Genomic DNA, 19851 nt, shown 5'->3' with positions numbered 1-19851 from the left:
GTTTGTTTTAAATTCCAAAGAATGCACGGATCACGGTAGTTACTACCACCAGGAACACACAACTGCCAAACCATGCAGCGGCCACCTTGCCCGTATCGTGATCGCCCGCGTTCCATTTGTTGAATACTTTTACCGCACCGATCAGCCCAACGATCGCGCCGACCGCGTACATCAGTTGCGTGCCCGATGCGAAATAGCTGCGCACTTTCTGGTTCGCATCAAGTATACCCGCATTACCATCTTGGGCAAATGATGTTACGGCGAGTTCGCATAGAAGTATAGTAAGCAGGAATGTACCATAGAGGGTTTTCCTGTTATGTCTGCTTTGATTTTTCTTTAGTTTCATAACGCACATTTTCTTGTTTCTCACTTTTTTTATAAAACATGCCCGCCGCTACTTCGTCCTCGCAATCGGTTCTCCTGCACTGCAGCGGCAGGGCATGTGTGTTGTGCCGGTGTTCTTCACTCACGTTTCTTTCTGCCACGCCACCATTGCAACAATTCTCTTCTGTACATCCAGCCAATCACTATGTAATAAGCAAGCACCACCAGCGCAATGGTCCTGATATATTGTATCCAGCCGATTCCGTAGAACATAAATGTTTATTGAAAATTGCCAAGGTTAAAACTGATCGTAAGTCCCCACGATCCCTGATAGGGTGATAGACCACCACTCGCACCGAATGGCACCAAATAATGCAGGTCGATCTGCCAGCCCTGATCATCCACGAATCCTTTGTACCCTGCACCGAATGAAAAATATTTCCGGTTACCTGCGCTTGCATTTTCAATCGACGCGCCACCCCGCAGGAAAAACTGGTCCACATACCCGTATTCGATTCCAGCTGTGTAACGTGTGCCGCTGAAATTGTCTTTCAGCAATCGCGCAGCATCAACAGATACCTGCACCGAGTGGAATTCCATCTGTTGTTTGTAAGCGACACCAAGTGCCGCGGTTGCAGGCAGGTTATTTTTTTTAGATCCGAGGTTGGTGATAGTAGCGCCCCATTCCAGTCGGCTCGCCGATTCTCCGATAGAAGTAAAACCATAATACCCTACATCACCACTGACAGAGTACCTGTTCACAGGGTTGGGCTCATACGCATTCTGCGCGAGGAAACGCAAGGTTGTGCTGAGTGCATGGTGTTCGTTTAATTGCAAAGCGAACGATCCGCCCACATTATATTCACGCGCCGTATATGAGCTGAGCGTTGCGCCGTTTTCATCGCGCGTGTCCATGGCACCGAGGTTCAAATAGTTCAATGAAACACCAAAGGCTGCCGTGTTTACACTCGCGATATAACCCACACTCATCATGCGCGTATCGTTTGAGATCCCGGTGAGCCACGGCATATAACCAACAGACACCTGGTGAAAATATTGCACGAAAGCACATTTCGCAGGATTGTATAAAAGCTGCTGCGTTCCTTCTGCCGATGCGATCCCTGCATCACCCATTCCCATACCCCTGCTGCTTGCATGTATGGATAAAGAAGGAAATGTTGTAACCACCTGCGCGCGAAGGATAGTCACACATAGTATCCATATCAGAAATAATATCGTTCTCATAAAATAGTGAGTGTTTGGTAAAGCGTTACTGATTTGTTCCCAAGATCATCCACGACATAAAGCCCGATTTTATGATCTCCCTTCGCATGAAAGGTCCAGTACATCACGGGTTGATTGGTACTGATTTCCTGGCCGTTGATAGAGTAATGATATTCGCTGATCGTGCCATCAGGTTTATTGGTATTCGAAGCATCGAACACATAGTTCCAGCTTTGCATTTGTTCACTCCCGAGATCGCGCCAGAAAAAACTTGGGCTGGCAGTAGTGTTTGGAACGCAGCGAACGAATAATTTTTTTGTTTCACCACGCCCGAGCCTGTCTGTGAGGTACAAATCAATTTCATAAAGTCCTGGAAGGTCTGCTACGCAATAGAGTTGCACACTGTCCATCACCAGCATCGATTCTCCGCTCTTGATCTCTGTGCCGCGGTACAAAAGATGTACAGGTGAAGGCATGCTGTCAGTCCGCATGTTCAGTTGATGCCCCGGATCGGTTAAATACAAAGTCACATTGCCGTTGCCAGTGCCACGCACATTCGTCCAGTCCTTCTCACGCACACGCACTGTATCCTTGCTGAACTGTATCACTGCGTGCGAGGCAGTCTGTAGTATCACATCCTTTTGATTGCTGCATGCGGCAAGAGCGCCAATCAGCAAACCGAATAATATTTTTTTCATAGCTCAGTATTTAAAAACTTTATCAAAATGTTTTTGTCCGTTGTAAATCGAGGTGATGAAATAGACCACGTTCGGTGTTAATCCATCCAGCCCGTCGAGTGTAAAAAGATTCTCACCTTTTTCTGCCGTTTTCCGCCAGTTGCGAACCAGCTTTCCTTCGCCGGTAAACAACTGTATAACGATCTCCTGTTTTCTTTCCAGTATCACCGATACTTTCAAATGATCATGGAAAGGGATCGGGAACACGTTCCAGTCTTTTAAATTCCCCCGCACAAATGTTTGTGGTTTGGGTAATGCCGCCTGCGGTAAGACTTTCACCCATGCATCGAAATGGGTGATACAGTTCCGCTTACTCACTGCGTCTAAACCAACATGCACCGAATCTTTAGCGAGGTAATAATGTTGCATTAAAGCACTGTCACTGGTCACCGCTTTGGTACCATCACCAAAATCCCATCTGAATTCATTTGTGTGCGATACCTCTGCAAGCATTTTTACCTGTCCTCCGTATACAATAGAATCTGGTGTGATCATCAACCTGCCCGCCGGGTACTCAGTATCATCAGCTGTAACAGTCACTGTTGTGCTGTCATAGCATCCTTGCGCCATCACCATAACCTGATACTGCCCGGCGCCCGCGAAAAAATTGCTGTCCCACCCGTACGTTTTTCTCGATGAAATACTTTCTGGTGGATCAGTCCACCGCCAGACCTCAAACGGTTGCCCCGCATTGGTAGCAATGAGTTCTGTTTTACCGCCTTCACATACTTTGCGTGATCCCAGTATCACCGGTGCAGGCACAGTGCCGATCGTGATCTGCACTTCGTTTGAAAGTGCAGCCGCTTTACATCCCTGTGCATTGATCGCCTGAACGGTGAATTTTCCAGGCTGGTTATTAATGATCGTATCCTTGGTACTCAAACGAAATGGTGCTGCATTGAAGTTCCACTGGTAAGAATAGCCGCTTGTATAGTTGAGTATTTTAATGGCACCACTCGAACCGTTGCAGAGATGCGCATTATCAGCCGCGATCAGGGCTGCATCCGGTAATGAATAAATGGTAACAGTCGCATCACCCGAAACACTTGCCGCACACGTAGTAGAACTCGCATCCTGAACACTGATGAGCGTATAAACAAAACTTCCTGAAGCCGTAGTGGGTACTGAAATAGTTACACTGTTTCCTGTGACGGTCGTTACAGTCTGGTTTGCACCACCATTGATCCGGTAAGTGAAAGTATACGGCGCAGTTCCGAGTGATCCTGTGAATACAACAGATGGTGAAGAAGTATTCTGACAAACAGCTGTTGTCCCGCTGATCGAAGCTAAAGGCAATGCATTCACATTCACGGTTACAGATCCTGTCGCAGAGTTGCTGCAAGCCGCACTGCTCGCATCCGTCACGCTCACCAGCGTATAAGTAAAACTACCGGGAGTAGAAGTAACAACAGGAACACCCATGCTGTTACCAAGTGTAGTAGATACTGAAATATTCGCCCCGCCATTTATTCTATAAACAAACGTATACGGCGCAGTTCCGCCTGTAGCAGAGAAGACAACCGAAGGCGACGCACTGTTTTGACAAACCGAAGTGTTGCCACTCACAGAAGCGACCGGCAGTTCATTCACACGAACAGTTGTGCTTCCACCCACAGTTGCAGAACAGCTCGTACTACTTGCATCCTGTACTCCGAGCAATGTATAAGTAAACAATCCTGCCGTAGTAGTTGGAGCAGAAATGGTCGCGCTGTTTCCACCGGAAGTTGTAACGGTCATTGCAGAACCACCATTGATGGAGTACGTGAATGTATATGGAGCTGTGCCCAGCGAACCTGTAAATGTTATAGAAGGTGAAGACGCATTCTGGCATACCGCAGTTGTTCCTGAAAGGGTTGCTGATGGCAATGGATTAACCGTGATTGTCGCAGAACCCGATGCAGTATTTCCACACGAGGTACTGCTCGCATCTGTCACACTTAGGAGTGAATAAGTAAACGTTCCCGCACTACCTGTCGGCGCTGCAACCGCTACAGAATTTCCGCTCGATGTAGCTACACTCTGCGCAGCTCCTCCATTAACACGGTACACAAAAGTATAAGGCGCAACCCCGTTTGCTCCCGTAAACACAACGGAAGGCGCAGAAGCATTTTGGCAAACTGTTGTCGTACCTGCAACAGAAGCCGTAGGAAGTGGATTCACCACGACTGTTGCAGATCCGCTGGCAGCAGCAGAACAACCCGTGCTGCTCGATTCAGAAACACTAACCAATGAATAGGTAAAACTACCCGCACCCGTAGTTGGCGCACTCACACTAACGCTGCTGCCGCTTGTAGTAGTAACCGTCTGCACAGTTCCACCATTTACACGATAAGAAAATGTATAAGGCGCAGTACCCGCACTGCCGCTGAAGGTTACCGAAGGCGAAACACTGTTTTGACACACAGATGTAGAACCAGAAATCGAAGCGCCGGGCAAAGCGTTGACAAAAGTCGTAATGGTATTCGAAGTCGACTGGCAGCCATTGTTATCCGTAACGGTAACATTAAAACTGCCCGCAGTCGAAACGTTGATCGCCGATCCGCTCGCTCCCGTGTTCCACAAGTAAGCCGCAGCTGGTGTGGAAGAAAGTGTCACACTTCCGCCCGAACAAAATGTAGTTGAACCCGATGCAGAGATCACCGGTGCAACAACCGTAAAATAATTTACCATAACAGAACCGGACAACGCGGTGCATCCTTCCTTCGTAACGGTCACACTGTAATTGCCTGGTCCTACATTGATGGTTCGTGTCGTCGCTCCATTGCTCCACGCATACGAATCAAATCCAGCACCCGCGTCCAGTGTTTTCAAAGTGCCGGGACAGATCGTATACGATGTGCCGGGTGTCGGCAAAGGACAGGAACCCGTTGTAACAACGATTTGATTGGAAGGCGACGAATTACCACACGCATTGTGATCAACTGCGTAGTAAGTGCCCGCAACAGAAACAGTTAAATTGTTTCCACTTGCGCCATTTGACCAGCTCACGCTCGATCCCGTGGACACCAAATTAGCAGTGGCACCATTGCACAACAATTGGTTGTATCCAGGCGTGACAGTAGGCGCTGCAGGAACACTACCCGTTGTAATAACAACTGTATTGCTGTTCGCAGAATTCCCGCAACTGTTCTGTTCCCACGCGAAATAATTGCCGGGTGTAGTAACCGTGATCGTGTTACCAGTTTGCCCCGTGCTCCATTTGATGGTTCCACCACCCGAAACAGATGCAGAAAGAACTGTAGAAGATCCGTTGCATAAAAAAGTTCCATTACTGCTCGATACGGTTGGTGCAGCAGGTGTACCGCCCGTACTGATCACAACCGTATTGCTATTGCCGCTCGTGCCGCAACTGTTCGATTGGTACGCGTAATAATTTCCAGCACTGGAAACAGAAATGCTTCCGCCTGTTTGACCAGTGCTCCACGTAACTGCACCCGTAACACCTGACGCTGCAAGCGTCGTTGAAGAACCGTTGCATAGTTGCGTACCATTCGAAGAAGATATCGAAGGCGCAGCAGGTGTACTGCCCGTACTGATCGCAACAGTGTTACTGTTGCCGCTTGTTCCACAGGCATTGGTATTGGTCGCATAATAAGTTCCCGCATTGGAAACAGAAATACTCGCCCCCGTTTGTCCCGTGCTCCAGTTAACCGCTCCGTCAATTCCCGATGCGGTCAAAGTAGTCGCAGCACCGTTACACAATAAATTACCGTCAGATGATGAAACCGAAGGCGCAGCAGGCGAAGCACCGATGGTAACCACGATCGTATTACTGTTACCGCTGGTTCCGCAACCGTTTGCCTGGCTCGCATAATACGAACCCGCACTGCTTACCGTAATTGAATTACCTGTCGCGCCCGTACTCCAGGTCACCGTTCCATCCACACCCGATGCAGTAAGTGTTGTTGACGCACCATTGCACAACAGTGTCCCGTTGTTTGAACTGATCACCGGTGCCGCAGGCGAACCGCCCGTGGTAATATGCACCGTTGAACTATTCGCACTCTGCCCGCAGCCATTCACTTCCCATGCATAATAATCACCCGCTGCACTCACCGTAATGGATGCGCCCGTTGCCCCAGAGTTCCAGTACACTGTTCCACCTGTGGTGGTTGCCGTAATCGTAGTGGATGCACCATTACACAAAGAGGTTCCGGCAGAAGAAGATAGCGTCGGTGCAACAGGAGCCGAACCCGAACTGATCGCAATTGTATTCGAAGTCGCCGTCTGGCACGCATCACTCACGATCGCGTAATAATTTCCCGCGGTGTTGATGGAAACGGTTCCTGTATTATCTGATAACAAAACAGGCGACCCGTCTTTGTACCAGTCATACCGGAAACCATACGAAGCATAATTCGGTGAACCACTTAAGCTAACATTATCCCCGCATACAGTGGTAGCAGATGCAGTGATCGGCGCACTCGATAAGGTCACAGGATTCGTATACAACAATGGTACAGTGAAAAGTATTTTTGAACTTCTCGTTGTTGTATTATTTCCCTGGTCTACCGCTTCAATATCCAAAGCCAATTGCTGCCCGGTATTGTTATTCGGGAACGCCTGGTAGTTCACATCGAGCGACATCCAAAGCGTATTCGGTCCCTGCGGGATATTCACAGGGTTGGTAAACCGCGAACCGTCAAAATAAGCGGGTTGCATATTGATATAGGTCTGCAAGGGCGTACTGCCTGACCAGATGATCTGGTACCAGCCGATCATATCGTATGAATTGGAAAAGCTGTTGTAGTAATAATAATTATAACGGATGCCCTTGTACATGTTCGGTGTCGGGCTCGTTACTTTTCCATACATCCTGATATTCGAAGTGGGTGTACAGTAGAATAGTTTGTCAACACTCGCCGATAGCGAGTAGGGCTGCGCGCTCACGCATAGGCACGCGAAGAGCCCTGCACACAATAGTAGTATTGTTCGCATGTGAAAAGATTAAATGGTGAATAGGAGTTTAGTAAGAATTGAATCGATACGCTAATCCCAGCCCGTAGCAAAAACGCGTGGAACCGAGCGAACTTCGAAGCAGGTATTTCTGTTGCCCGAATAGCGAGAGCCGGAATACATCCGTAAGGTTGCATTCAACGGACGCTTCACTCGAGAGCCCATAGTTCATGCGTTCGGAAGGAGAAAGTCCTTTGTACACCCACGGCTCCGACACCAGTTGCCAGGTTACACCCAGTCCTGCGCGCCACGACAAAAGCGGCAACGGATCGCCCGCCACGAGGGGGGAATATTCGGCCAGCAGATCCGCGCCGTAACAGGAATAAAGTAATGCATTTTTTCTGGAACGCTCAAAGAAACCAACAAGCGAAAAATTGAGCACACCGTTGGTCCAGTGCTCGTACTTTAAGGATACATGATCGGAAGGAGTAAGCGTATGTCCCAGCCTGAGACCAATGCTTTGCGCATTTGTATTCAAACTCACGAGGATCAGCACGCACATCACAAATGTTTTCATAACAATAGATTTTAGATGATCTGATTGACAACCCAAAATTATTATGAATGTAGAAGGAAGAAAGTTGCAGCAGCAACACTGATAAAGAAATTGGTTTCTTTATCAACGCCTGTTATTTTTTTTGTTGCACATGCAAAATCCCAATTATGGCTTAGCAATAAGGCATTGAGTAACCGATGAAATTATATTGGAAGGCTGAACCATTCCGTGCATGACAAGATCTTCCAGGTCAAAATACATATGTGATATATCGGGGAACATATTAGCATCTACAGGAAATATAGCTTTCGGGTTATGAAACATGATTAAACCATCCGCCCATCCTTCTTCATAATCAGGTGAATCAAGATCAAGCGTCATTTCGATTGGATCCACTGCATATGGGTCCGGATCATACATGCGGACATGCCGTAACATTTTTACGGTATCAGTACCAAGCCCGGCTATTTTACCCATTCGGTTAAAAGTGGCAAGTGTTGCATTATTACTGAACAACACCGCACTGACATTTTCGCTGTCTGGTAACCCAAAAAAATTAGAAGGAATTGTTTTTCCATTCCATTCGTGGGTTTCTATCTTCTCCATGATCGGTTCGATATGCCGTCCATTATCGCGTATATGTCTTTTAATACTGCCATCTTCTTCAATGGTAACTTTCATGCGGTATCCATACAGGTAATCGCCCAATGCATCCCGGCTCCAGGTCATTGAGCCAAATGATTCAAGGGTAGATGGCATGTGAAAATCATGAATGGCAAGAATGAATGGGATTCCTTTTACGTGCGCTTTCTCCCAGTATTTTTTCTGTAGTTTGCTGAACAAAGAGCTACCGAATTTGATAGGCATGTAATCATGGTTAAACCGCAAAACATCTTTGAGTGTTTTCGGTGCAGCTTCATCGAAATTTTTATTTGCGTTTACTGTAACCGCTTCAATAGCTGCTCTTTCTCCGAAGTAGGAGATTAAATAATCTGGTGCCTGGAAACTGTTATCAATCTTATAACCGGAACTATACAGGTACACATACAGGTACAGTTCCCACAAACGGGCGTCAAATCCGGTTGTCTGAAAATCCTTTACATAATTACCATCTACATCTACAAAGCTGTAGGCAATCTCAGCTAAGATTTTCCTTGCTGATTCATGGCCACGTGATTGGAGAACGGTAAAGTGCCTGTGTAATTTACTGTCAGCTACCTGTGGTGTCAGTAATTCGTTTGGCAATGCTTTTTCATCGCCCTGTTCATAAATTTCTTTACCGTCATTTTCATATTTGGCGAGTGCTTTCTTCAGTTCTTCAACAGCTTCCTCCTGTGTACCATAAAAATCCAAAGGCGGTTCGAGTGTCCTGAATACTTTTCGCTTGTCCCGTGCAAGGATAATATAGGAATAATCACCGTCCGTGTAATCCATTGCGATTGCCGCGATTAATTTTTTGTTGAAAACACTATACCATGCCAATTCCTTGGCGACATACCTGATGTAAGGAGAACGTGAATAACAATAAGCATCGAACTGCCTTCTGGAAATCGTTGTAAGCATCCTGGAATTTTAAAATAAGGTACATTAATTATATTGTAAATTAAAATAATATAGATAGATCAACAGCAGTATGCTTAACAACCAGAATATAATCTATGGCCTCCCCGCAACTACTCCGGTTGAGTTTTTAAAGAACGAAGGTTGGCAAAGCTGGGTGGAAGAAAAACAAAGTATGAATATGGAAATGGAGATCTTTCCCGATTGTCCGCAATAAGAAAGGACGGCCTTGTTGGAACCATCCTTTCTAAATTATTCTATCCCCCTTCGATACCTGCTGAGCGTTGCCTTATCCATTCCCAAATAGGCCGCAACCATATAATCTTTAATCCGCGGATCTTTCAATATCCACGGATATTCTTCCTGTATTTTTTTAAAGCGCTCCTTCGGCGGCATTGCCAGAAGTATCACATGATCCTCACTCATCGAATAATAGCTTTCAGTGATTCTCCGCGCATTGATATTAAAATCAGGAAACTTCTGCATCAGATCTTCCAGTTCTGTCCGCTTGATACGCCGCAGCACCGTTTCTTCCATCGTACGGATCGTTAGCTTCGATGGCGATCCTGAATAATAACTTTTCATCGATCCCATCACATCACCTTCCTTATGAAACCAGACAATCCGTTCACTCATATCTTCGCACTCGTAATAAATTTTAAGCAACCCTTTCTCGATAAATGCGATCCAGTCGCATACCTGTCCCTCTTCGAGGATGGCTTTGTTCGCCCGGTGCGTTTCTTTGGGCAGGTGATGTAAAAGGAATATTTGTAACTGTGGGTCAACCGGGTGAAACGATTCTAATAATTTTAAGAGTTCTTCCATTGCATTCTCGCATTGAGCACCATGATAGTCGCAGTTAGAAAAACGAGGACGGTAATAAGTCCTGGTCCGCCTTTAAAGACCATCTGTTTGTGACTGTTGGTGAGTTGCCAGTAAAACGCAAACAATGAACACCACATGACGAGCAGGCTTACCGGCTGAAGGAAATTTCGTCTCCAGAAAATACTGGCAAGGCAGATAAGGATAGCGAACATCCCGATGATCGCGAATACTTTACCATCGGCCGTACCAAAAACAACAAACCAGCCATAAGGCATGGCGTTCCATTCTATGCCATTGACCAGGATAATCAGAAAAGATAAAAGCTGTACAAGTGGGTGTGCAATGATGTTTTTCATGGCAGTAAGATTAATAAGATTAATTGCAGGGACCTTTACTGGTGCCACCATAAGCTTTACTTCCCACAGTTGAGGCTCCTGGCGTACCCCATCCTCCCAAATCATTTATTGCGTTATATACCCCTTGTGGCGTATTCGATCCACCAGGGGTTGGATAACCAGGGATATTTTGCTTAGTAATGGAAAGTCCGCCACCAGTTGCGGCATTAAATATGCCTAGAGCAAAATCCACACAATTAAATGTCGTCATATTGTAGGAATTTCCGCTATAGGCATTGACCTGCCCGATAGCCGCCTGTAACTGACCAGGTGATATAGGGATAGTATACCGCGCGTTGTACTCATGCGACGCATTGTCAACAACCTTGGAGTTTACATCCCCGCCACCAAGAACTTTGAAACCCGTACTGGGATAAAAACCGATTGTTTGCGTAACAAGACCCCCATTTTCTCCAAGTTTATACATCTCGATAAACACATGACCGGGATTTCCTTGGCTCCAGTCAAAAAGGATCTCAGGGTGTCCATCCACAGGAATATCTGCGTAAATGCTGATGGTGCATGTAGCGCCAGCGTCTGGTACGTTGCCAAAACAATCCATATATTTCTTGGGATCGATCTTCTCTTTGTTTTCGGAGTTTTCTTCATCCGCGCTGATTACCGGAGGCGGTGTATAGCCACCACCGCCGCCACCTCCGCCACCGCCGCTATAATCAGTCAGCAAGTATTCCATACGAGGCCAGTCATTGAAGAGGGACCAGATGCTGAGCCAGCTCAGCCAGTTATAACCGCCATTGGAATAACTGGAACTGACAATGACCTCTGGAAGCGTACAGTCTGCGCATTCGTAATTCAGCCTGACACCATTTGTCTGCACCTGGCTGGAGTGCAGGTCCATGATAAAACCATCCTTAATAGCAGACCTTTTAACATCAGTATGCTTAAGGGAACTGGTCTCGATACTACCATTGAATGCCTGCTTGTTCTTATTACTGGACAAGGGCTGTGGTTTCCCTTCGATATGAATGATCTTACCGTCTTTTACTTTTCCGTCTGGGTCGAGCTGGAGGACAACAAAATCATGAAACCGCTCCTTCCCCTTAAAGTCTGCGCGTATCAGGCGTTGATTGGACTTGTGGCTGCTAAAAGTGGTAACGGTAGAAGGATCGATCCGGGCAAAATCAACTGCCGTTAAGTTTTGCCTCAGCACGTTGAATGTGGGGTCTGTCTGTGGAATCTCTCCTTTCCGACAGGACATTACCATAAAAGCACTAATCAAAATAAACAGGATCTTTTTCATAGTATAATATTGGTTAGGTGACGTTTGGAAATTACCGGCAGTGCTATTGATGGAAAATGCAACTGGCCACTTTCACGAAATTGGGGAATCGTGGATATTGGCTAAATATGAAGTCAATTAATGCCTTCAATTAATGTTGCGGCTTCCTTGATGCCGGTGATTATAAAACGAAACAAACCCCATTATATCAAATAATAAATACTTTCAATAACCTGTAAAGAAGTTTCAATAACCAAAACAGAAAAAATCAGGTTCTACAAATAAATTATTCGCAGGGGTTATCAATACTTCCGATTAGGTTATTACGCCACTTTTTTATCTCGTATCCTCCACCATACCTTGCATCTTGTTCCCCCCGTGCAAATTTTAAAATCCATTCCATGAAAAAGCAAACTGCTATCGGGATTATTTCTGCATTGCTTATACTGCTCTTCGGTTACACGGGCTTGAGTAAACTCTTACGTTTAAAAGTTTTCAGCAAGGATATGTACAACCAGCCTTTCCCCTCCTGGCTGAGTGAAACGATCACATACACTTTGCCCCCGCTTGAATGCGTGATTGCATTATTGCTTTTTTTTGATACTACGCGCCGCCTCGCTCTTTGGGCCTCCGGCGTTCTGATGGGTACCTTCACGCTGTACACTGCGCTCGTCCTGGCACATATATTCAGCCGCACACCCTGCGGATGCGGGGGCGTCATCCGTAATTTGAGCTGGCCGCAGCACATGGTGTTCAACATTGCTTTCACCGCACTGACAATCTTCGCACTCGTAATGCAGAAAAAAACACAACCTGAAAATATTTCACGGCCATGAAAGGGGGATGCCGAAAACCCGATAGAGTAGGCGATCATTTTTCCAAAAAATATCTTTTATGAAAAAAATCAAAATGCTGTTGATTGCCGCGCTCCTCGTGGCAACAGCAGGAGCTTTCGCAGGCAACCTGAAAGCCGACTGTTCATCCGGTCCGCTGTTCTATTACACGGGCTCCAATCCTGATCCGGCCAGCGATCCAAGCAATTTCTTTTCGGCTTCGGACAAAAACAATTGCGATCTCAGCGGTGGGGTCTGCACCTGGTACCATGACGGGGAGAATTATATTCCTTGTCCTGAAAACCCATCAGGCGAGTACATCCCGTAGTAACAGCATCGGCAGTTCACGTAAATGTTCCCGCTTCGGCGGGAACATTGTTTTACTACAACAGTGATTCGATCAAGGCCGTAAGTTTTGGTAGGTCCCGTAAGGTTTCTTCGGAATTGCTCACGATCCTTCCATCCTTATCAATAAGCAGGCTGAAAGGATAACCGGGTGGATTATAATGTTTGATGATCGCATGTTCAACACCCTTACCTCCTGTGTACAGGTTCACCACGTTGCTTTGATTCCCCGAAGTATAGCGATTGGAAAGCACGCTGTTGATCCACGAACGTTTATCCGCATCAATGGATACGCTGATAAAGACGACATCTTTATTTCCCTGGAATCGTTTCTCGACTTTAGAAAGTACATCACGGTAAAACCCAGCACAGTTGCTGCATCCGGTATACCATAGATCGAGCATCACGATTTTACCGCGGTATTCAGACATCCCCACCATATTTCCTTTCGTATCAGCCAAACCGCCGTCAAAGCTTTGCGCCCCTTTTGACTTCGCAGACAGGAACGCAAGGATCGCGCGGCAGTAACCGTCTTTCGCAACCCGGAGTGTTCTTGCCATCAACAACTCTGGTTTATCTGTCTCTTCAAATCGTTCAACAAGGTGAAAAGTAATAACGCGCTCCCTCGTATTTCCGTCAAATGACTTGTATAGGAAATCCGAAAATGGTTCCTTGCTGTTTTCCGCCCAGTGTTGCAGTTGCACTTTCTGGTGCAGCATTATGGCAAAATCTTTTGACAGAGACGGCTGTACAATAGCAGGAAGGCGCAAATACCTGTAATAGTAATCACGAAACGCAGAATCCTGGTTTTTCCGCTGTTTCTCGCTCAACACCTCATGCCTCGGATCTTCGATGGCATTTTTTAAATACCGAAACTTAAAGCCCCACCAGTAGCAAACTAGGTCAGCATACAGCGATGCATAATCGTGAGGAGGCAACCTATTTTTAAACCGTTCCAGCGCTGTGAGTTGCGCTTTCATGGCTTGATCGGTTTCATCCCTGAAATAAGCCTCGACAAGCTCTGGTGTCCGGCCTTGGCTTATGGGAGGCACCGGTGGGTATTTATATTGCCGGTAAAACAACACCTTCGCTTCTGAAACAGCTTTCTGGCATTCAAACAATACTTCATGGCTCCCGGTCACCGAAACAATCTCACCCGGCTTGTAATCGACAAAATCATTGGTCGCAGTCTTGACCACCCGCTTGACCCTTATGGAATCAAACACGAATTCACTGCTGTCACCACCATGCAGGAGCGAAAATGAAACAAGGGTGATCAGTGATCCATAAGCAGTTTTCCTCGCCAGATTCTGAATAGCTATCGAGAAATACGAAGGATTTTTCGACGATGGAACTTTGAAAGTAAATCTGTCGTTAACAGGGACACAGGCATACCGCTCATGCGGTAAATTCATTGCCTTCCTTTCACTGATAAGGTCTTTCCATACAATGAGCAAGACCGAATCTCCCGGCAACAGGCCCGGTATGTACCCGCTTAATACAGCGCGGTCGCTGGCTAGGCAATTCGCGCTAAGCATCAGAGGCAAACAGCATAATAACAATACTTTTTTCATGGTCTTTGATTTTGAATGAGTCCGCCGAGTTGCACTGCATCGGGCGGAATGGGCAAAACATACAGCGGGCTGTTTGGTGAGAGAGTATAGGCCTGGTTGTTGACAATATGGATCAGCGTAATATTCGCCCCCTCTTTGTTCAGTCGTTTAAGATCCGACCAGCGTACACCACGCAGGGGCATTTCTTTTCTTCGTTCGGTAAGTACTTTTGTGAGTGCATCACTGGAAGAACCGGCAGTCAGATCTGTATATGCGTTGGTTTTATACCGATTGCGCAAAAGCATGTTCAGGTCCTTCATCGCTTCTGTCACGCGCCCCGCCCTTGCATGGCTTTCCGCGCGAATGAGAAAAAGTTCATCTGTCGCAAGCCCGGTGAAGGAATTGCCGACCCCTGCATAGGAACCGTTGACATTGATTGAACCATTCGATTGCTGATAGAAGAAAATATTGCGGCGCAGGTCGTTCGCATGATAAGACCGGAAAAGGGTGGTATCAATACTTAATTGATTACTGATACCCGCAAACTGGATGAATATAGCCGCGAACCCGCTCATAGTGGATTGGAAAATGGTTTCTGCATTCAGCCGCGTAAACGGAAGATAATAAGCAGATGATAAAGACACCGTGTTATAGTTGATTAGTGTTGCGTCCAGTTGTAACGCGCTGTCTGCATACGATCCCGCCTTCGCATAATCCCGCATACTTAAATACACACGCGCAAGCAAAGCATACGCAGCACGCTGGCCGGGCCTGTTGCGATAATTGGAAACATCAACACCCGCAAGCAGAGGCGCCGCCTGCAAGAGATCCTCAAGAATCCTTTCATAGGTATCTTTCACCGAAGCGCGCTGCACTTTTTCGTTAAGATCAGCGGACAAACGAAGTGGGATACCCATATCAGTCTCAGCAGTAGCAGCATCATAGGTGGGCGCAAATACTAGCGCCAGGTTATGAAATGCAAATGCGCGGAAAAACAATGCTTCGCCTTGTATTTGTTTTGCAGCAACACTTTGGTCTGAAAGTTTTGCCAGCCCCTCAAGTACCGTATTGGCATACAGTACCTGTATATAAGGCTCGTTCCAGTCTTTAACATTGATGCTGCCGTTGTAGATCTCGGGCTGCCATGTGTAGGCATTCTGATCAGGGATACTTCTTCCCTGCCAGTAAGTGGTTGTCATAAAATAATTATCCGCAGATAACTCACCCATATACGGGGTCACATTCATGGTGGAATAATTATCAAGAATGGCCTGAAAATCTTTCAACGTGCCGGGAATGACCAGGCTCGTCCTTGAACGCGCATCCAGCAGTTCCTGCTTGTTACAGCAGATAATGAATGGCAGCAACACAAGCGCAAATAGTGTATATCGTTTCACGTGATAAAGTTTGATAGTTTAAAAATCTACCGTAACGCCGATCGCGTAGCTTCGAGGGTTCGGTGCGGCAGTAAGAAAATCAGGATCGATGCCTTTTTTGTTCGCCTTCCAGAGCAGCCCAAGGTTGTTGGCATACCCATAGAAGCTCAAACTTTTTAGGTGAAGGATCGCGGCGGTACGTTTGGGCAATGTATACTGCACCCGCAGGTCCTGCAGCCGGATAAAATCCGCTTTTTCTACAAGTACAGAGGAATAGGTATAGAACGCATCGCGGTTGGTGACATTATTCGGGTAGATCAGGGAAGGAACATGCGTTTTCGCTTCATCTCCCGGTTGTTGCCAGCGCAGTTGGTAATCGGGGTGACCACCAATACCGTTCACATTGAACAGGCTGGTGTAATTGACGGACTGGCTCCGGAAATAATGGCCCATCCGGTAGGTAAACATGAACGACAAGGACCATCCTCCCCAGTCAAAAGTATTGCGCAAGCTTCCTGAAAATGGGGCTACTGCGGGGCCGTTGTATGAAAGGTTGGACAAAGTATAAAGCGAAGCATACACCTTACTGGGCGATCCGTTGATCAAGCCCTGCGGATTGCCTGCGTTATCAAGGCCTGCCCACGGGAAACTGTAGATAGCATATAGCGGGTATCCCTCAACCGGGTTGAGAACTGAACTGGTGAGGTAAGTAAGGTTGGGAGTTGGGGTAAGATACCGGGTGATTTTGTCCTGGGAATAATTAAACAACAGTGTGCCGTTCCATTGCAACCCGCTTTTACCAAGATGTCCTCTGAGTACAATATCCCATCCTGTGGTGGTTACATTGGCTGTATTGCCTGTATAAGTACTGATCCCCGTAGTAGGGTCAAGCGGGCTGACGCCCATCAGGTCGCTACCCTTCTTGATAAAACGGTCTATGGAACCGGACAGCTTACCTGAGAATAGAGAGAAATCAGCGCCGGCATTGATGATACCGACTTTCTCCCAACGTAAGGACGGGTTCGGCGGGTTGCTGATCCCTGCCACCTGCCCGCCGAACGGGTTGGTGCCACCATAGGAAATAGTTGCCACGGAAGATAAGCCGGTATTTACGTTACCCTGGTAACCATAACTTACCCGCAGTTTCAAAAGGGAGATCTGTGGAACCCGGAAAAACCCCTCGCGGCTGATCTCCCAGCCAAGACCCGCTGAATAAAGAGGTACACCCTTCATATTAGCTGATACGCCAAACAGGTTTGATTCATCCCTGCGGATACTGGCAGTAGCGGTTAGCCGGTTTTTAAAAACATAAGCAACATTGGTAAACCAGGAAAGGTAATGGTTTCGGGTTCCGGTGTTGGAGACGTTCGATGGGATCTGGCTATTGGAATTATTATAATAGAGCGGGTACACATTGACCATATCCACAGGCGAAAAAGTTGCCACATCGTCATCATACCCATACAACCGGTTGGAATAAGCGAAGCTGTTCACTTTCCGCAGTTCTGTACCTGCGAGAGCCGAAAAAGTGTGATCTGCGCCGATGCTGAGCTGGTAACTCAACTGTCCTCGGATATTATTGCTTTCATAAAATGATTGCATCCTGTCCAGTATCCCGCCGATGGGCACACGGTACGTGGCGGCACCGGTAGTTTGATTTAGCTGCGTATACTTATTGATCATATCGCGCGTAAAAAAACTAGATTCGTTTTGGTAGTTGCGCTGTTCATTTGTTCCTCTTGCATACTGGTATTGCACGCTGGCTTCCAACTTAGGTAAGATGGTATAGTCAACTGCTAAGTTTACCCGGTAATCGGTATTTAGGGACAATTGATCGTTGAGTGAAAGTTCATCCAGCGGCCTGTAATACCAGTCCAGCAGGCGGCCTTTGCCTGCGGTATCGATATATGCCGTGCGGTACTGCCTCGGCACAGCCAGGGTATTACCCGCATCATCTGTTAGGGCCAGGTAGGGGATCGTACCGGGCACGGTTGGCAGCCCGTTATTCCGGTTCTGCGATTGGGTAAGCGTGGCCAGCGTGGATACCCGTAAACGGTTGGAAATAAGGCTGAAAACATTACGCGCGGTAAGGGTAAAACGCTGTACATCATTTTTCCTGACTGCCTGTGCCTGCTTGTCGTAGCCTACGGAAAAATGGTATTGGTGTGCGCTCGCACCACCACTTAAAGAAACCGAATTCTGCTGAAGGATACCGCTCCGGTACAGGTACCTGTCTATATCATTGCGTATATCAGTTTTGCGAAACACTTCGATCTGTGCTTCAGCCTCGGCATTGGTAAGACCTCCGGCGGCAGTTTTCTGGAGGATTTCAACAACCGGTGAAATAACAGGTCGGTTGATATTAGTGAATAAGGACGCATAGGCACCTTTTGAAAAAAGGAAACGCTCTACCTCTATATAATCGCTTACCGAAAGCTGGGGCATGTAAAATTGATCAGGTCTCTCACCGATAGTGATATTACTGTTCACTGAAACTTTGAGTGGCTGGCCGATTTTTCCTTTCTTGGTGGTGATCACGATCACACCATTACCTGAAAATGCGCCCCAAATAGCAGCAGAAGCTGCGTCTTTCAGTAGAGTGATTGTTTCCACATCGTTGGGGTTGATGGATGCGAGGTCTCCATCATAGGGAAAGTTATCAACCACGATGAGTGGGCTCGCATTGGAACTGATCGTGCTTCTGCCCCGGATAGAAATGGTAGGCTGGTTCAGGTTTCTCTGTGTGGCTGTTGTTCCCGAAGAGAACTGCGCACCGGAAGCTACGCCTTCGAGGCGGTCAAGGATATTAAAAGAAATACGTCTGTTGATGAGTTCATTGCTGACGGTAGTATAGGAACCGGTTGCTTGTTGTTTGCGTATGGTCTGGTATCCGGTTTGAACTACTACCTCATCAAGCTCTCCCTGTGCTTTCATTTCGATACGCATGGGTGAAACTCCTGCTGGGATTCTGATGGTTGCGAAACCGGAACGTTGGATCAGCAATGTATCGTTAGAAAATTGGCTGGTGATTCGGAAAAAACCATCGCTTTGAGATATGGTCCTGGCCCTGCTTTTAACCAGGAATATATCTGCATCTGGGACAGCCAACTGGTCGCTGCCGTTGACGATACGGCCTGTAATAGAATTTGTTTGCGAAAATGCGCAAGTAGTAAGAATAAGGAGGCACGTGCATAACAATACCTGCGCACGAATAATATGTCTCATGAAAATAGTGTTGGTGAAGAAATAGAGAATAAAACATGGGCGGACGAAACCGCCCGTTGTCTTCCCTATATTGGGTTTTTGGGCTTCTTTGCAAACTGCGTTAATAGCAGGTGCAACGCCCAGCTGGGTGAGGGACTAAAACTTAAAAATTGCTTTGTGTTCATAACATCCTGTTTGGGTTGTGACCAAAAAGGAGTCTTAGAGCAAGAAGAGTTGGGGCAAAAAAATAGCGTGGAACTCAACTTACCGCTCTGAGGTCCTAGGAGACCCGTACACGAATAAGAGAGCCCACGCCGTAACGTGGGCATTCTACTTATCGTCTCGTGTACTTGAAATTCCTAGGTTCCAGAGTGAGACTCAAAGCGAATGCTTCAAATAATTTATATGAAGAGTCGCAAATATATTATCTAACCATCGCTGGTTTACGTAAATATAAGACTATTTTGAAATCACGTTAAATTTAACGTGATTTATTTTTTATTCTTAGTTCACCTTCATTTGGTGAAGATTAAGAATAAGGAATATGATAAGGCGTTTGGTGAAAACCTAAAAAAAATACGGAAAGCGAAGAAACTATCGCGTGAAACATTAGGTGCAATAGCAGAAATAGAAGCAAAGCAGATTTATAATATAGAAGTAGGTACTCAAAGCCCAACAGTTGCTACTGTTGTCGCCCTTGCCGTTGCATTAAAATTGCATCCGAAGAAAATGTTCGATTTTGACTTCGAATTCATTGAGTAGAAATTTTTGCAATCAATTCTA

16 protein-coding genes are annotated in these 19851 nt (G+C 46.6%); 3 read left to right on the top strand and 13 right to left on the bottom strand.

From position 1 onward, the window contains the following. Window positions 1–7: 7 nt before the first annotated feature. The 10 genes from AC1RNB_RS13960 to AC1RNB_RS13915 all read right to left on the bottom strand — a co-directional run bounded on the left by AC1RNB_RS13960 (window position 8) and on the right by AC1RNB_RS13915 (window position 11778). Complete coding sequence (locus tag AC1RNB_RS13960; protein WP_305267550.1) at window positions 8–346, bottom strand: DUF4134 domain-containing protein; 339 nt, start codon at window positions 344–346, stop codon at window positions 8–10. A gap of 116 nt (window positions 347–462) precedes the next feature. Continuing rightward, on the bottom strand, window positions 463–597 hold the full coding sequence (locus tag AC1RNB_RS13955; protein ID WP_493083728.1) for a hypothetical protein: 135 nt from the start codon (window positions 595–597) through the stop codon (window positions 463–465). A 6-nt stretch (window positions 598–603) separates the two neighbouring features. Then, on the bottom strand, window positions 604–1569 hold the full coding sequence (locus AC1RNB_RS13950) for a PorV/PorQ family protein (RefSeq protein ID WP_305267548.1): 966 nt from the start codon (window positions 1567–1569) through the stop codon (window positions 604–606). Next, a complete protein-coding gene (locus AC1RNB_RS13945; RefSeq protein WP_305267546.1) occupies window positions 1566–2246 on the bottom strand; it encodes a hypothetical protein in 681 nt (226 codons plus the stop codon). The genes AC1RNB_RS13950 and AC1RNB_RS13945 overlap by 4 nt, the downstream gene beginning before the upstream one ends. Before the next feature lie 3 nt (window positions 2247–2249). Further along, window positions 2250–7223: a beta strand repeat-containing protein gene (locus AC1RNB_RS13940; protein WP_493083725.1), complete on the bottom strand. Its 4974-nt coding sequence runs from the start codon at window positions 7221–7223 to the stop codon at window positions 2250–2252. 28 nt (window positions 7224–7251) lie between these two features. After that, window positions 7252–7758 carry a hypothetical protein gene (locus AC1RNB_RS13935; protein WP_305267543.1) on the bottom strand — a complete coding sequence of 169 codons (507 nt, stop codon included), beginning with the start codon at window positions 7756–7758 and terminating at the stop codon, window positions 7252–7254. 144 nt (window positions 7759–7902) lie between these two features. Then, a complete protein-coding gene (locus AC1RNB_RS13930) occupies window positions 7903–9300 on the bottom strand; it encodes a hypothetical protein (protein ID WP_493083723.1) in 1398 nt (465 codons plus the stop codon). Window positions 9301–9549: 249 nt separating this feature from the next. Beyond that, a complete protein-coding gene (locus AC1RNB_RS13925) occupies window positions 9550–10122 on the bottom strand; it encodes a Crp/Fnr family transcriptional regulator (RefSeq protein ID WP_493083721.1) in 573 nt (190 codons plus the stop codon). Then, window positions 10107–10478, bottom strand: coding sequence for a hypothetical protein (locus AC1RNB_RS13920; protein ID WP_493083719.1), 372 nt, complete (start codon window positions 10476–10478; stop codon window positions 10107–10109). The genes AC1RNB_RS13925 and AC1RNB_RS13920 overlap by 16 nt, the downstream gene beginning before the upstream one ends. 19 nt (window positions 10479–10497) lie before the next feature. Continuing rightward, entirely contained in the window at window positions 10498–11778 is a 1281-nt protein-coding gene (locus tag AC1RNB_RS13915; protein WP_493083717.1) for a hypothetical protein, read from the bottom strand. Window positions 11779–12158: 380 nt separating this feature from the next. Here AC1RNB_RS13915 and AC1RNB_RS13910 point away from each other — a divergent pair, with 380 nt between their 5' ends. Both AC1RNB_RS13910 and AC1RNB_RS13905 read left to right on the top strand, forming a co-directional pair. After that, entirely contained in the window at window positions 12159–12593 is a 435-nt protein-coding gene (locus tag AC1RNB_RS13910) for a DoxX family protein (protein ID WP_493083715.1), read from the top strand. Between the two features lie 58 nt (window positions 12594–12651). Further along, window positions 12652–12918, top strand: a complete 267-nt coding sequence (locus AC1RNB_RS13905; RefSeq protein ID WP_493083713.1) for a hypothetical protein — start codon at window positions 12652–12654, stop codon at window positions 12916–12918. Window positions 12919–12973: 55 nt separating this feature from the next. On the opposite strand, the gene AC1RNB_RS13900 is transcribed toward AC1RNB_RS13905, so the two are convergent. The 3 genes from AC1RNB_RS13900 to AC1RNB_RS13890 are packed head-to-tail and all read right to left on the bottom strand — an operon-like array spanning window position 12974 to window position 19089. Further along, complete coding sequence (locus tag AC1RNB_RS13900; protein WP_493083711.1) at window positions 12974–14509, bottom strand: TlpA family protein disulfide reductase; 1536 nt, start codon at window positions 14507–14509, stop codon at window positions 12974–12976. Next, window positions 14506–15885: a RagB/SusD family nutrient uptake outer membrane protein gene (locus AC1RNB_RS13895; RefSeq protein ID WP_493083709.1), complete on the bottom strand. Its 1380-nt coding sequence runs from the start codon at window positions 15883–15885 to the stop codon at window positions 14506–14508. Before AC1RNB_RS13895 ends, AC1RNB_RS13900 begins: the two co-directional genes overlap by 4 nt. Window positions 15886–15903: 18 nt before the next feature. Continuing rightward, the gene (locus AC1RNB_RS13890; RefSeq protein ID WP_493083707.1) at window positions 15904–19089 is read right to left on the bottom strand and encodes a SusC/RagA family TonB-linked outer membrane protein; all 3186 of its coding nucleotides are present in this window, start codon (window positions 19087–19089) and stop codon (window positions 15904–15906) included. Window positions 19090–19590: 501 nt separating this feature from the next. On the opposite strand from AC1RNB_RS13890, the gene AC1RNB_RS13885 reads away from it, so the two are divergent. After that, entirely contained in the window at window positions 19591–19830 is a 240-nt protein-coding gene (locus AC1RNB_RS13885; RefSeq protein WP_493083705.1) for a helix-turn-helix domain-containing protein, read from the top strand. Window positions 19831–19851: the final 21 nt, after the last annotated feature.

Source organism: Sediminibacterium sp. GW821-FHT12F12 (genome assembly GCF_058806635.1).
The sequence above is the reverse complement of the archived record's forward strand: the minus strand, read 5'-3'. Positions and strand labels throughout refer to the sequence as shown.

What these genes read in the sequence shown, in the direction of transcription:
- AC1RNB_RS13960 (WP_305267550.1), bottom strand. Translation starts at nt 346, where the DNA reads ATGAAACTAAAGAAAAATCAAAGCAGACATAACAGGAAAACCCTCTAT.
- AC1RNB_RS13955 (WP_493083728.1), bottom strand. Translation starts at nt 597, where the DNA reads ATGTTCTACGGAATCGGCTGGATACAATATATCAGGACCATTGCGCTG.
- AC1RNB_RS13950 (WP_305267548.1), bottom strand. Translation starts at nt 1,569, where the DNA reads ATGAGAACGATATTATTTCTGATATGGATACTATGTGTGACTATCCTT.
- AC1RNB_RS13945 (WP_305267546.1), bottom strand. Translation starts at nt 2,246, where the DNA reads ATGAAAAAAATATTATTCGGTTTGCTGATTGGCGCTCTTGCCGCATGC.
- AC1RNB_RS13940 (WP_493083725.1), bottom strand. Translation starts at nt 7,223, where the DNA reads ATGCGAACAATACTACTATTGTGTGCAGGGCTCTTCGCGTGCCTATGC.
- AC1RNB_RS13935 (WP_305267543.1), bottom strand. Translation starts at nt 7,758, where the DNA reads ATGAAAACATTTGTGATGTGCGTGCTGATCCTCGTGAGTTTGAATACA.
- AC1RNB_RS13930 (WP_493083723.1), bottom strand. Translation starts at nt 9,300, where the DNA reads ATGCTTACAACGATTTCCAGAAGGCAGTTCGATGCTTATTGTTATTCA.
- AC1RNB_RS13925 (WP_493083721.1), bottom strand. Translation starts at nt 10,122, where the DNA reads ATGGAAGAACTCTTAAAATTATTAGAATCGTTTCACCCGGTTGACCCA.
- AC1RNB_RS13920 (WP_493083719.1), bottom strand. Translation starts at nt 10,478, where the DNA reads ATGAAAAACATCATTGCACACCCACTTGTACAGCTTTTATCTTTTCTG.
- AC1RNB_RS13915 (WP_493083717.1), bottom strand. Translation starts at nt 11,778, where the DNA reads ATGAAAAAGATCCTGTTTATTTTGATTAGTGCTTTTATGGTAATGTCC.
- AC1RNB_RS13910 (WP_493083715.1), top strand. Translation starts at nt 12,159, where the DNA reads ATGAAAAAGCAAACTGCTATCGGGATTATTTCTGCATTGCTTATACTG.
- AC1RNB_RS13905 (WP_493083713.1), top strand. Translation starts at nt 12,652, where the DNA reads ATGAAAAAAATCAAAATGCTGTTGATTGCCGCGCTCCTCGTGGCAACA.
- AC1RNB_RS13900 (WP_493083711.1), bottom strand. Translation starts at nt 14,509, where the DNA reads ATGAAAAAAGTATTGTTATTATGCTGTTTGCCTCTGATGCTTAGCGCG.
- AC1RNB_RS13890 (WP_493083707.1), bottom strand. Translation starts at nt 19,089, where the DNA reads ATGAGACATATTATTCGTGCGCAGGTATTGTTATGCACGTGCCTCCTT.